This is a genomic window from Marinomonas algicola, from assembly GCF_014805825.1.
Taxonomy (GTDB): domain Bacteria; phylum Pseudomonadota; class Gammaproteobacteria; order Pseudomonadales; family Marinomonadaceae; genus Marinomonas; species Marinomonas algicola.
Map to the genome: position 1 here is coordinate 1,169,064 of NZ_CP061941.1, position 13,471 is coordinate 1,182,534.

Below are 13,471 nucleotides of genomic sequence, written 5' to 3' on the forward strand. Positions count from 1 at the left end.
AGCCATGTCTGAGATTGCGACAATTAAAGATTCCAACAAAACAGTGGTGGAAAACAAGAAAGGCGAGTTACTGCAATATCTAACGTTTAAATTGATTGATGAAACGTACGGTATTAATGTAATGCAAATCAAAGAAGTGCTGCGTTATAGTGAAATAGCTCCTGTACCAGGAGCACCATCTTATGTGCTGGGTATTGTTAATCTTCGCGGTAATGTTGTTACTGTGGTTGATACTCGCGTCCGTTTTAGTTTGCCTGAATGCACTATTACCGATAATACCCGTATTATCATTATCGAGCATGAAGGTGAGCAAGTTGGTCTTTTAGTTGATGCCGTACAAGAAGTTTTCTATCTATACCAAGGCGAAATTGAACAAAGCCCTAGTGTCGGTAATGATGAAGCTTTGATGTTTATTCAAGGTGTGTATCAAAAAGAAGAAGAGCTTGTTATTTTGCTTGAACTTAATCGTATGTTCGAAAGAAACGATGCATTAGGTATTGAAGCGATGTAATTGGTTTGACAACGTATTTTACCCAAATGAGTTCAGTAAAAAGCCAGCATAATATGAAGTGAGTCCAAGAATTTCGGATTGACTTCATTGGCTGGCTTTTTTATGTTTTCTACTTTCTCGGTTATCTGTATGTCTTTAATTAGACCGTATTCGTTATCTATCCCAGTAGCTCTCTTCAAGACTGTCTTCTTTTTCCGGTAGACCTTTCGAAAGTCTTGACGCATTTTGCGCTAAAATTTCATAACTTACTCTGTTTGAGTATTTACAGATTTGAGCAAACGAAGAGTAGGCAAGGTAATTTGTCTTATGTTTACTGGATTGCGGCATGACTTCTCTATGAAAATTATTGGCTGCAATATCATGTAATAACGCAGAGAGAGCGCCATCGCCTGCACCATTGGTATTCTTTATTTTTTCAGGGCCTCCCATATAAGGGTCAATGTGAGAGAACACTTTAATAGGTGATGTACACGCCTTTTTAGAAAGAGGTCTACTGAATTCAAAACGATTAAAATCGGCTAGAGTCCCAGACTTGATAGGGTTTGTTGTTTCGCGTTTAAACTCATCATCGGTATAGCCGCATAAATACAATCCGTCTGGTCCAGCTGTAAGCAATACCATATCGACAAACTCTAGTGCTGCATCAGCGGCCAATAGTGGGTCTTTGAGTCCTGTTAGTGCTTCGGCCTCCAGTTCATTCATGGCTAAAATATCAACGTACTTGTGAATAATATCCATAAGTTGTTGATGGTTCTCTTCGACTAAGTGTTTGGTACCAAGAGACATAACAACCGGAATAGAGTGTCTTTTTGCGTATTCTAAAGAGAGAATGAGTGCTTTTTGTATCGGTTTTCCATGATGTCTAATTGGGTAAGCACAGGTAACAAATGCTGAGGCGCCAGCAATAATATCTTCAGGTATATGATCTTCGTTTAGTTCATCCATATCACCTGGTGCAATAGCAAAAGTGCGCTCTCCATCCGGAGTGATTAAGGTAATGCCTCGCCCAATATCACCCGCTACCCCTTGTAAATGGTTCATATCGACTTTACTGCTGGTATGGCAAATATAATGGTATGCAGGAGAGCCCAGAGCAATATTGGATGACATAACACCTAACAACACAGATTTATCATCAGCTAATACGGAATAGTTGTGTAATGTATTGCCAATGGTGCCACCGGCAAAATGATCTGAAATACTGCCGCTGTCTATAAGTTGCTGATATATGCTTGTTGCCGTTTTATGATCGACTAAGTTTGATAAACTTTTAGTGACACCATGTTGCTTTAAGAAAGCATCATTTACACTTGCAACAACATCGACGATTGTTTCGTCTAAACCCACAATATAGGTATCTCTATCTGGTCGGACTTCTAAAAAGGGCAAGGTAGGTTTCATTTGAGAAACGGGAAAGTAATGCTTTAATTTTCTGCGGCCAGGAAATTTCATTTATTGATAGAGCCTATAAAAAAAGGGAATACAGTATTTTATCAAACTATTGATTCTTACTCACAGTTAGATTTTATAAAAAAGTGAATTTTATGAACGAAATGCAGCTAGATAGATACAGTCGACATATATTATTAGCAAATTTTGATTATTTAGGCCAACAGCGCTTACTTGATTCCCGTATTTTAATGGTTGGTGTTGGTGGCTTAGGCAACATCGCGGCTTCCTACTTAGCGGCGGCCGGCGTTGGCCAACTTGTTTTAGTGGATGATGACATTATTGAAAACAGCAATTTACAGCGACAAGTGCTTTATAAAGAAGCTGATGTTGGGTTGAAAAAAGTAGTTGCAGCGAAGCAGCAGTTAGAAGCACTGAATTCATCAACCAAGATTGATGTTATTGATGAACGCCTTTCTGAATCTCAACTGTCAGAATGCCTACAAAGTGTTGACCTCGTAATGGACTGCACAGACAATTTTATGATCCGACAGCAAATAAATAAGCTGTGCTATGCCTTTAAAAAACCTCTGGTCAGTGCGGCAGCCATTCGTTGGGAAGGACAAATAATAAGCTTCCGTTTCGATCAAGAAGTTGAGATTTGTTACCAATGCTTATATCCAAACTTATCGGATAATGCATTAAATTGCAGTCAATCTGGCATTATCAGCCCTGTAGTTGGCAGTATTGGCGTGTTGCAGTCTCTTGAAGCGCTTAAAATTATCAGTCAATGTGGCGTCGTTACTCATGGGTTACTCAAGTTATTTGATGGCTTTACTGGACAATGGCGGGAGTTGAAGCTCAGTACCGATCCTGAGTGTAAAATATGCCAATCCCATTGATTCTTTATAGTTAGACTCTATTTATTTGATAGGAATAATTCGTCCTGTTTTAAATGTTTTTTTGATACAATAAGGGACAAAATGATCATCAGTAATGTTTTTATACTGGTCTGTTTTCTATTTTAGGAGTGAGATAAATGAGCGAAGTTAAACACGCTAAATTAATGATTCTGGGTTCTGGTCCTGCTGGATACACGGCCGCCGTTTATGCCGCCCGTGCTAATTTAAAGCCGGTAATGATTACTGGTATGCAAATGGGTGGGCAATTAACCACGACAACCGATGTGGATAATTGGCCTGGTGATGACCAGGGTGTGCAAGGTCCGGAGTTAATGGAGCGTATGCGTAAGCACGCTGAGCGTTTTGAAACTGAGATTGTTTTTGATCACGTTAATAAAGTGGATTTAGAAAATCGTCCTTTCCGACTTGAAGGTGATAGTGGCGTATATACCTGTGATGCTTTAATTATTTCTACCGGCGCCAGCGCTCAATATTTAGGTATGGAAAGTGAAACTAAATTTATGGGGCAGGGTGTATCCGCCTGTGCAACCTGCGATGGTTTCTTTTATAGAAATCAAGATGTTGCTGTTGTTGGTGGTGGTAATACAGCCGTTGAAGAGGCTCTTTACCTAGCGAATATTGCTAAAACAGTTACCGTTATTCATCGTCGTGACAAATTCCGATCCGAGAAAATACTGTCTGATAAATTGTTAGAAAAAGCGGAAAAAGGCAACGTGAAAATTGAGTGGTTCTCTGAATTGGATGAAGTGCTTGGTGATGATGCTGGTGTAACGGGCATTCGTATTAAAAATAATCAAACGGGTGATTTTAAAGACATTGCTGTTTCTGGTTTGTTTATTGCTATTGGCCATAAACCAAATACGGAAATTTTTGAAGGCCAATTAGATATGAAGGATGGTTACATTAAAGTTCAGTCTGGACTGCAAGGTAATGCCACACAAACAAGTATACCAGGCGTTTTCGCGGCAGGTGATGTATGTGATCATATTTATCGTCAAGCCGTTACATCGGCTGGTACTGGCTGTATGGCAGCCTTAGATGCAGAACGTTTCTTGGATTCGACTGAATAAACCAGACGCAGAAGGCTTACGTTTTTGTTTATAAAACTTAAGTAAATGCAAAGCCTAAAAAAACCACGTTTAACGTGGTTTTTTTAGGCTTATTAGAACGCTCTTACTTTGCGTTATAGGCTTCTATACCTTCAATGATAATGGCTTTAGCGGCGGCCGCATCTGCCCATCCTTCAACTTTAACCCATTTGTTCTTTTCAAGGGTCTTATAGTTTTCAAAAAAGTGTTCGATTTGGTTACGCAGCAATTCAGGAACATCATTTACATCTTGGACGTCAGAATAAATTGTAGTGAGTTTGTCATGAGGGACGGCGAGTAGTTTTGCATCAGTACCCGCTTCGTCAGTCATATTTAATACGGCAACTGGGCGACAGCGAATAACGGAACCAGGAACGATTGGGTGTGGCGTTACAACTAATACATCGACGGCATCGCCATCGTCGGCAAGTGTGTTATTGATGTAACCATAGTTTGCAGGGTAAAACATGGGTGCTGCCATGAAACGGTCAACTAGCAGAGCGTCCATATCTTTATCAATTTCGTATTTTACTGGTGAACTTTGTGCAGGAATTTCAATGGTAACGTAGATGTCGTTTGGAACGTCTTTACCGGCAGGAATGTTTGAGTAGCTCATTATTTAGTCTTCCAATAGGTTAAAAATTTCATGCATTATAAAAGCTCATTGAGGCTGATGCTAGGTGCTTGGGTTTATAGTTTATGATTATTCTGCATTTTTTCACCTAAAATAGGATAAAAAAGTGAATAGAAACGACTTAACTTATTGCTTTCTTTCTAAATTTAGCTAGTCTTAGGTTATGATCAAAATTTAGTCGTGAGGATTGAGATGACAAAATCAGAGTTGATCGAACTTCTTATTGACCAACAGTCTCACCTTCCTGTGAAGGATGTGGAGTTAGCGGTTAAAGCAATACTGGAACATATGTCAGAATCTTTGGCAGATGGTGAGCGAATTGAAATACGTGGTTTTGGTAGTTTCTCATTGCATTACCGTGCCCCGAGGATTGGCCGTAATCCTAAGACAGGAGAATCTGTTGAGCTGGAGGCAAAATACGTTCCTCACTTTAAACCGGGTAAAGAGTTAAGAGAACTGGTGAATGATCCTGATGTGGATCTTAGTGAGTTAAACTAAATTTTCCTTTTACCTCGAATTTTCACTCTGATCGCGGCATAATGACCTCATTAATCTTGTGGTGGGTCTGTTCATGTTAAAGTGGTTATACCGTATTATTGGTGCTGTCATTCTTTTTACTTTATTAGTAATTGGGGTGTTTTTCGCCGTTCGTAATCCTCAGTTAATTAGCCTTGATTTTGTCATTTGGCAATCGCCTGAATTTAGTATCGCACTTCATGTGATTTTGGCCTTTGCCGTTGGTGTTATGTTGGCTCTTGTAGCCAGCTCAGCCATTATGATAAGAGCAGAGAGAAGTGTTCGTGTACTGAAAAAACGCTTAGCTAAGAATCAAGCAGAGCTTGATTCTATTCGTCAAAACTCCATTGCTAAAGAGCTTGATGCGAGTCAGGAGTAAATGGATTGATTGATGTAGGTTTATTTGTTGTTCTTTTTGTTGCGTTAGCCTGTGGTTGGTTTTTGGGCAAACGTAAGCCGAAAGAAGCAAAAAAAGTTACTGACAAGGGAATTCCCAAAGATTACTTCAGAGGACTTAATCATTTATTAAATGATCAGCATTCTGAAGCGATTGATGCTTTTGCTGACTCATTACATGTAAATTCTGAAACATTTGAAATACATTTGACGATAGGTAATTTATTTCGCAAAAAAGGCGAAATTCAGAAAGCCATCAATGTTCATCAAAACCTACTCTCTCGACCTGAAATTAGCCCAAAAGAAATGCGTTTAGTTCAGCTTGAATTGGCAAGTGATTTTATGTCTGCGGGATTACTCGATCGTGCAGAGCGATTGTTGATTAATATCGCTGGCACAAACTCAGAGTTTCAACCAATGATTTTAACATTATTAGTTGACCTTTATGAGTTTGAACAAAGCTGGGACAAGGCCATTCAAATTGGTGCTCAGTTAAATGCCATTCAAAATAATGAAAAAATCTCTAAGCGAGTGGCTCATTATCATTGCGAAATAGCGCAATCGATGATGGCTAAAGAGCAACTCCAAACCGCATACCAGCATTACACCTCGGCCTTAGATATGGATGAGAAATGTGTGCGAGCCAGTATTGGCGCCGCCGATATCCTGATGCAACAGGGCCGCTATCGCGATGCGATAAAAGAATTGAAGCAAGTTTCAGTTCAAGATAAAGAATTTGTGCCTGTTATTCTGCCTAAATTAAAAGAGTGTTATGACAAAGTTTGGGCGTCAGGTGGGTATTTGAAGTTTCTAATTGAGCAGAATAAATTAAGTCCTTCAGCGTCACTTATGATGGCAATAGCACAAGATTACGCTCACGAAGACCCTAATTATGCCGAGACGTTTTTAATAGACCAGCTGCGTTTGCATCCGACAATCAAAGGTTTTAAAGAATTGATCAAAATGCAGTTAGAAGCTTCCCAAGGGAAAAACAGTGTACATCTGCATGTCATTTTTGAGTTAATAGAGCACTTAGAACACGCTAAACATAAATTTTTATGCCGACAATGTGGCTTTTCAGGCCATCAATTACACTGGCAATGCCCAAGTTGTAAAAACTGGGGAACCGTAAAGCCTATTCATGGACTAGAAGGCGAATAACCATAGTGTTTATCTTTTAAGGTAAGCTAGATTTATTTATTAATTCAGAGGAAACATAATGTCCTGCCAGTCTCCAATCGTTGTTGCATTAGATTACCCTACACTTGAAGATGCAATGAAAATGGCGCAACGTCTAGATCCTTCACAGTGCCGAGTAAAAGTTGGAAAAGAGCTATTTACTCGTGTTGGTCCAGCAATTTTAGATGATTTACATAAATTAGGGTTTGATATCTTTCTTGATTTAAAATTTCACGATATTCCAAATACAGTAGCAAATGCTGTGGCGGTCGCCGCTCGTGCTGGGGTATGGATGGTTAATGTCCATGCCTCTGGTGGCCGAAAAATGATGGAAGCGTCAGCAAATAGGCTGCAAGCCATACAAGATGCAAATACTTTATTGATTGCTGTTACCGTTCTTACGAGTATGGATCAACAGGATTTATCTGAGATTGGTATTGATGCGTCTCCACAGGAACAGGTGCAACGATTGGCTCGTTTAGCCAAATCCTCTGGTATGGATGGCGTGGTGTGTTCTGCTCAAGAGTCGTCTGTTCTTGCTCAGGAATTAGGTAAGGATTTTTGTTTGGTGACTCCTGGTATCCGGCCTACAGGGAGCGACAAAGGGGATCAGAAGCGTATTATGACACCAGCAGAAGCAATGATAGCAGGAAGCCATTATTTGGTCATGGGGCGTCCGATTACCCAGGCAACAGATCCAGTCTCTGTATTGCGTAAGGTTAATGCTGAGTTGGGGATCTTAGTTTAATTTACCGTTTTGAATAGCATAAAAGGGCTTGTTTCTATTAAAAAACTTCCCTATGATTCCTAGACAGCTTACATGGAGTAGGCTGTTTATTCTTTTTATCCAGCGATGATCTTGTGATTGAAAGAATAACATTATGATAGTTAAAAGGAGTTTATCGATGTTAATGTTAAAAAAACCAACTGTTCAGTTGTCTTTCGTCTTAAAAAAATTTGCTTTGTTTTGTGTGTTTCTTCCTTCGCTTTTTCTTAACGCTTACGCGGTTTCACCGCTTAATATTAATTCTGCAACCGCAGAGCAATTATCAGCGGTGCTATCCGGTGTAGGTGACGCTAAGGCGAAAGCCATTGTGGCCTTCAGGGATCAAAATGGACCTTTTGAATCCATTGAAGAATTGACCAAGGTGAAGGGCATTGGCAACGCATTGTTGCAGAGAAATAAAGGCTTTATTGCTGTTATAGATACTGCGTTAACCTCACATTCAGAAACCTTAGAAGAGGCGGTTCCGTAGTCATATTCATCGTTTGTTGTGGCTCAAAGCTCAATACTGATGGCGCAAGGGCGATTGATTTGTCATCAGTATTGTCTTTCTTATTATGTTGGATGCGTATTGTTTAGAATGGATTGAACCGCCTGATATTGAGTTAAATATACATTACCGCTCAAATGTTTTATTAAATCAGATTCTTTTAGTTTATCCATGACAGGGCCTTTTACCTCTGAAAGATGCAGCTTTATATTGGCTGACTGAAGTCGATCGGAAATGGCCTCTAAACTATCCAATGCGCTGGCATCGATCATATTAATGGCCGTACACATTAATATGACATCCGTTACATTAGGCTTCTCTGCAACAAGGGCGGCCACCTTATCTTCCATGACTCTTGCATTCGCAAAATATAGGTTTTCATCTACTCTCAGTGTCAAGATTGATTCATGTACTTCAACATTAAACCGTTCTACATTTCTAAAGTGCTCGGTTCCAGTCACTTGTCCAACAACCGCTATATGTGGATGGCTGGTATGCCATAAAAACATTAATATCGACAAGCCTACTCCTGTCGTAATACCCACTTCAACACCATAAAAAAGTACAGCCATAATGGTTCCTATCATGGCTACTGAATCGTGCTTTGAATAACCCCAAACGTCTTTTATGGCTTTTAGATCAACCAAAGACAATACCGCTACAATGATTGTGGCCGAGAGCACGGCTTTAGGTAAGAAGTAAAAGAGTGATGTAAAAAAAGTCAACGCCATTAAAATAAGGATGGCTGAAAAGACTCCTGTCATGGGCGTTTTTGCGCCGGCATCAAAGCTCACTACTGAGCGAGAAAAACCGCCAGTTACTGGAAAGCCTGAGCTGAGTGAGGAGGCAATGTTGGCGCAGCCTAACCCGATAAGTTCTTGGTTTGGATTGATGCTCTGACGTTGTTTGGCGGCAAAAGACTGGGCCACCGAAACGGATTCAACGAATCCAACAATACTAATGAGTGCCGCTGAGGGTAGGAGCAACATCACTTGATCGTAACTTAAATCAGGTAATTGCAATGAAGGAAACCCTGTTGGCACAGAGCCAACTACACCAATGCCTATGGTATCCAATGCAAAAAACGAGACGATCAAAGTGGATAAAATGACAACAATAACAGGGCCTGTTTTACTTAGTAGTGATGCCGTCTGCTTAGCGAAACCCAATCGTATTAATACGGTAGCTAAATAGAATCTCAAAAACAGTAATACTGTAATAGACGTTACCCCTAGAGTAAAAGTCGGTAAATGGGCCGTTGTTATCTGCATAAAAAGAGCAGGAATGACCTCCATCAGAGCGTGTCCTTCGATCGAAATACCTAAAATATGTTTCATTTGGCTGATGGCAATGACGATGGCTGATGCGGTTATAAAGCCTGAAATCACTGGGTGGCTGAGTAGATTAGCGAAGAACCCTAATTTTAATCCCCCTAATAAAATTAAAAAAAGACCTGATATCACCGACAGTAAAATAGCGACGGCTACATATTCTTCAGAACCTGGAATAGCAAAGCTCGCAGCGGCGGTGCCTGTCATCATAGACACTACCGCCACTGGGCCAACGGCTAAGGTGCGACTTGATCCAAATACAGCATAAGCGATTAAGGGTAAAATGCTGGCATACAGCCCCATCGATAGCGGTAAGCCTGCCAACATGGCATACGCTAAACTTTGAGGAATGAGCATGATCGTTACAACTAAGCTGGCTAACACATCCGCGCTAACGTCGGTTTTATTATAGGTTCTCAACCAAACCAGAGCGGGTAGCCATTTTTCGACATTCTTCATAGTGCTTCAGCCACCATATTTGTTAAAGTACATTCTCTAAAGTGCGACTAGCCAAGATTGATCGGCGTCTTTAAGTAACTAACGCCGTTTTTTTCTGGTTCAGGCATGTTTCCCGCTCTCATATTAATTTGCACAGAAGGCCAAATTAGTTTGGGCATGGACAGGGTTTTATCCTTCTTTTTTCGCATCTCGCAAAACATGGCTTCATCAATTTTATGATTAATGTGAATGTTGTTACGCTTCTGCTCATCAATCGTTGATTCCCAAGCAAATACGTTTCTATTCTCCGCTTTATAATCATGACAGGTAAACACTCTTGTTGTGGCTGGCAGTGATAGAATTTTTTGGATGGATTGATACAATTCAGAGACGTTACCACCTGGAAAGTCACAACGAGCGGTACCAAAATCTGGCATAAACAAGGTATCTCCTACAAAACATGCGTCTTCAATGACATAGGTTACGCAAGCGGGTGTATGACCAGGGGTATGAAGAATAGAGAAGTGTCTATCTCCTAATGACAGTTGATCACCTTCGGATACTAAAACATCGAACTGAGAGCCATCTCGTAAAAAGCTCGTCTCTACATTAAGCAACTCTCCAAACGTTTGTTGGACGAGTTTGATACGATTACCGATGACAATTTGCCCCCCCAAGTGCTTTTTTAAATAAGGTGCAGCGGATAAATGATCGGCGTGCACATGGGTTTCCATGATCCATTTTAGTGTTAATCCTTGCTTTTTGATGGACTCGATTAATTGATCTGCTAACAGCGTGCTTGTTTGTCCAGAGGCTTGATCAAAATTCAAAACGGAATCGATAACGGCGCACTCGTGAGTCTCTGGATGGCTCACTAAGTAGGTCACTGTGAAGGTAGTTTCGTCAAAAAATGCCTGAATTGAAGGGGTGTGAATCGTTTTCATAAAATCACCTTGGGTTATAAGCTTATTCTTTAATGGTATATTAGTTTTATTTAATATAGAACCCCGATCCTTAGAGCAATTCGTCACAAAAAAATAATTGTAGATGCTTTTTCGTTGTAAGAAGTTTTTAATTGGTGATGTTGTCATGCGTTGCAAGCGTTTTTTTACTGTTCAAAAAGACAGTATTCTACTCAAGTTTTTGTTAAGCTTATTACATCGAAAATTTATTAATAGGAAACGACTGTGTCGAATGAGTTTAGCCTTGTCTCTGATTATTCTCCTGCGGGGGATCAGCCTGCCGCGATTGAAAAACTGGTAAGAGGGGTTGAGTCTGGCTTAGCACATCAGACGTTGTTGGGTGTAACTGGCTCAGGTAAAACATATACAATTGCCAACGTTATTTCACAAATAAAACGTCCGACCATTATTATGGCTCATAACAAAACCTTAGCGGCACAGCTTTATGGGGAGTTTAAAGATTTTTTCCCAAATAATGCCGTCGAGTACTTTGTTTCTTATTATGATTATTATCAGCCAGAAGCCTATGTGGCGGCATCCGACACCTTTATAGAGAAAGACGCGTCCGTTAATGAACACATAGAGCAAATGCGTTTATCGGCGACCAAAGCCCTATTAGAAAGGGAAGACGTTATTATTGTCGCGACGGTGTCCGCCATTTATGGTTTGGGTGACCCTGAGTCCTATCTAAAAATGATGTTGCATCTTGATCGTGGTGAACGTATCGATCAAAGAGACGTATTACGACGATTAGCTGAATTGCAATACACTCGTAATGACATGGTTTTTGAGCGGGGTAATTTTCGCGTTAGAGGAGATGTAATAGAGGTCTTTCCGGCTGATTCGGAAGACACGGCTGTTCGCATAGAGCTGTTTGATGATGAAGTTGAACAGCTGTCTTTTATCGATCCTTTAACCAATAAAACCCTACGTAAAGTGCCTCGTATCACCATCTATCCGAAAACCCATTATGTCACACCGCGAGAAACCATTGTTAGTGCGATTGAACGAATTAAAGTGGAGTTAGACGAGCGTTTGGCGCAGCTAAAATCCCTCGATAAATTGGTTGAGTTACAGCGGTTAGAGCAACGTACACGTTATGACTTAGAAATGATGCAAGAGTTAGGTTACTGTTCTGGGATAGAAAACTACTCTCGCTACCTTTCTGGTCGACCTGAAGGCTCACCGCCCCCGACATTATTTGATTATTTACCTGATAATGCTTTGTTAGTCATCGATGAATCTCATGTTACCGTGCCGCAATTAGGGGCCATGTACAAGGGCGACCGATCTCGTAAAGAAAACCTAGTGGAATACGGATTCCGTCTACCTTCGGCCTTAGATAATCGTCCAATGCGCTTTGAAGAGTGGCAAAAAATGAAACCGCAAACGATTCTCGTATCCGCCACACCAGGTAAATATGAAGCGGAGCACCAAGACTGGGTTGTGGAGCAGATTGCGCGTCCTACAGGTCTAGTCGATCCAGAAATAGAAATTCGTCCCGTGGCGACCCAAGTCGATGATTTGTTGTCTGAAATTAATCTACGATTACCAAAAAAAGAACGCATTTTGGTCACGACCTTAACTAAGCGCATGGCAGAAGATTTAACCGATTATTTGCATGACCACGGCATTCGAGTGCGTTATTTGCATTCGGGCATTGATACCGTCGAACGAGTGGAAATTATTCGAGATTTGCGTCTAGGTGAATTTGATGTGCTTGTCGGTATTAACTTATTAAGAGAAGGTTTGGACATACCTGAAGTAAGTTTAGTCGCCATATTGGATGCTGACAAAGAAGGCTTTTTGCGTTCGGATCGTTCTCTTATTCAGACGATTGGGCGTGCCGCTCGTAACCTTAACGGTCGGGCGATTCTTTATGCAGACCGAATGACAGGATCAATGGAGCGAGCGATCAGTGAAACCAGCCGTCGTCGAGAAAAACAAATGGCTTTTAACCTAGAGCATAATATTACCCCTAAAGGCATTTCTAAATCCGTCGAAGACATTATGGAAGGCTCCTATAACCCAGGAGCAGGTAAAAACCGAAGTCAAAAAGTCAAAAAAGTGGCCGAAATGGAAACGGATTATCAGGTTGAAACCTTAGATGATGTAGCGGATGTACGCAAAGTTATATTGAACTTGGAAAAAGAGATGGTCTTGGCATCAGAGGAACTAAAATTCGAGTTGGCTGCAGGCTATCGAGACCAAATTCGTCAGTTACAGAAAAAGTTGAAAGAGGCTGGTGCTTTATAATATTGTCATTAATAATGCATTTTACACATTTATGTTATTAAATGACTATTTTTAGGGGAAATGTATGTCAGATGAGTCAAGTCAAACAAAAGGACGCTTAACCACACGTACGGTTGCTATGCCATCTGACACCAATCCCGCTGGTGATATTTTTGGTGGTTGGGTTATGTCGCAAATGGACATCGCCGCCGGTATTTGTGCCGGTCAAAGAGCGCAAACAAGAGTGGTTACCGTTGAAATTGACCGCATGAGCTTTCTGCGCCCAGTAAAAGTAGGGGATATTTTAGGGGTTTATACTCATGTTCACTCTATAGGCAGAACTTCCATGCAAATTGCCGTTGAAGCCTGGGTAAGACGTGGTCGTATTGGAACCCGTGAAAAAGTGACGGAAGGTATTTTTAAATTTGTTGCATTAGATGACAATGGTAAATCTACCCCCGTTCCAGCAGAAGAAGACCTACCTGACTATGTCACAGAAACCAATGGCTTTTAAAAATGGCGTTTAAAAAACATAAATAACGTTAATAAATTCAAAAAGTTAAATTTTTTAAAAACAACACTTGCCAACCCCAAA

14 protein-coding genes are annotated in these 13,471 nt (G+C 40.6%); 10 read left to right on the forward strand and 4 right to left on the reverse strand.

Annotation, left to right across the window (positions count from 1 at the left end; translation table 11 throughout):
• Positions 1-4: 4 nt before the first annotated feature.
• On the forward strand, positions 5-511 hold the full coding sequence (locus IEZ33_RS05235) for a chemotaxis protein CheW (RefSeq protein WP_240009641.1): 507 nt from the start codon (positions 5-7) through the stop codon (positions 509-511).
• 153 nt (positions 512-664) lie between these two features.
• Here the strand turns inward: IEZ33_RS05235 and IEZ33_RS05240 are convergent, their stop codons facing one another.
• Positions 665-1,963 (reverse strand): inosine/guanosine kinase, encoded by a 1,299-nt coding sequence (locus IEZ33_RS05240; protein WP_191602645.1) that lies wholly within the window; start codon positions 1,961-1,963, stop codon positions 665-667.
• 92 nt (positions 1,964-2,055) lie between these two features.
• On the opposite strand from IEZ33_RS05240, the gene IEZ33_RS05245 reads away from it, so the two are divergent.
• Both IEZ33_RS05245 and trxB read left to right on the forward strand, forming a co-directional pair.
• The gene (locus tag IEZ33_RS05245) at positions 2,056-2,802 is read left to right on the forward strand and encodes a HesA/MoeB/ThiF family protein (RefSeq protein ID WP_191602646.1); all 747 of its coding nucleotides are present in this window, start codon (positions 2,056-2,058) and stop codon (positions 2,800-2,802) included.
• 137 nt (positions 2,803-2,939) lie between these two features.
• Positions 2,940-3,893 carry a thioredoxin-disulfide reductase gene (gene trxB / locus IEZ33_RS05250; protein ID WP_191602647.1) on the forward strand — a complete coding sequence of 318 codons (954 nt, stop codon included), beginning with the start codon at positions 2,940-2,942 and terminating at the stop codon, positions 3,891-3,893.
• A 103-nt stretch (positions 3,894-3,996) separates the two neighbouring features.
• On the opposite strand, the gene ppa is transcribed toward trxB, so the two are convergent.
• Positions 3,997-4,527 (reverse strand): inorganic diphosphatase, encoded by a 531-nt coding sequence (gene ppa / locus IEZ33_RS05255; RefSeq protein ID WP_191602648.1) that lies wholly within the window; start codon positions 4,525-4,527, stop codon positions 3,997-3,999.
• Between the two features lie 210 nt (positions 4,528-4,737).
• Between ppa and ihfB the strand changes: the two genes are divergently transcribed.
• The 5 genes from ihfB to IEZ33_RS05280 all read left to right on the forward strand — a co-directional run bounded on the left by ihfB (position 4,738) and on the right by IEZ33_RS05280 (position 7,892).
• On the forward strand, positions 4,738-5,043 hold the full coding sequence (gene ihfB, locus IEZ33_RS05260) for an integration host factor subunit beta (RefSeq protein WP_191602649.1): 306 nt from the start codon (positions 4,738-4,740) through the stop codon (positions 5,041-5,043).
• Between the two features lie 73 nt (positions 5,044-5,116).
• Positions 5,117-5,440 (forward strand): LapA family protein, encoded by a 324-nt coding sequence (locus tag IEZ33_RS05265; RefSeq protein WP_191602650.1) that lies wholly within the window; start codon positions 5,117-5,119, stop codon positions 5,438-5,440.
• 5 nt (positions 5,441-5,445) lie between these two features.
• Positions 5,446-6,618, forward strand: coding sequence for a lipopolysaccharide assembly protein LapB (gene lapB, locus IEZ33_RS05270; RefSeq protein ID WP_191602651.1), 1,173 nt, complete (start codon positions 5,446-5,448; stop codon positions 6,616-6,618).
• 58 nt (positions 6,619-6,676) lie between these two features.
• On the forward strand, positions 6,677-7,384 hold the full coding sequence (pyrF, locus tag IEZ33_RS05275; RefSeq protein ID WP_191602652.1) for an orotidine-5'-phosphate decarboxylase: 708 nt from the start codon (positions 6,677-6,679) through the stop codon (positions 7,382-7,384).
• 157 nt (positions 7,385-7,541) lie between these two features.
• Entirely contained in the window at positions 7,542-7,892 is a 351-nt protein-coding gene (locus tag IEZ33_RS05280) for a ComEA family DNA-binding protein (protein ID WP_240009642.1), read from the forward strand.
• An 83-nt stretch (positions 7,893-7,975) separates the two neighbouring features.
• Here IEZ33_RS05280 and IEZ33_RS05285 read toward each other — a convergent pair whose 3' ends face one another.
• Both IEZ33_RS05285 and IEZ33_RS05290 read right to left on the reverse strand, forming a co-directional pair.
• Complete coding sequence (locus IEZ33_RS05285; RefSeq protein WP_191602654.1) at positions 7,976-9,700, reverse strand: SulP family inorganic anion transporter; 1,725 nt, start codon at positions 9,698-9,700, stop codon at positions 7,976-7,978.
• A 47-nt stretch (positions 9,701-9,747) separates the two neighbouring features.
• Positions 9,748-10,614 (reverse strand): MBL fold metallo-hydrolase, encoded by an 867-nt coding sequence (locus IEZ33_RS05290; protein ID WP_420844878.1) that lies wholly within the window; start codon positions 10,612-10,614, stop codon positions 9,748-9,750.
• Between the two features lie 252 nt (positions 10,615-10,866).
• Between IEZ33_RS05290 and uvrB the strand changes: the two genes are divergently transcribed.
• On the forward strand, positions 10,867-12,897 hold the full coding sequence (uvrB, locus tag IEZ33_RS05295; RefSeq protein WP_191602656.1) for an excinuclease ABC subunit UvrB: 2,031 nt from the start codon (positions 10,867-10,869) through the stop codon (positions 12,895-12,897).
• Positions 12,898-12,961: 64 nt separating this feature from the next.
• Positions 12,962-13,390, forward strand: coding sequence for an acyl-CoA thioesterase (locus tag IEZ33_RS05300; protein ID WP_191602657.1), 429 nt, complete (start codon positions 12,962-12,964; stop codon positions 13,388-13,390).
• Positions 13,391-13,471 lie beyond the last annotated feature (81 nt).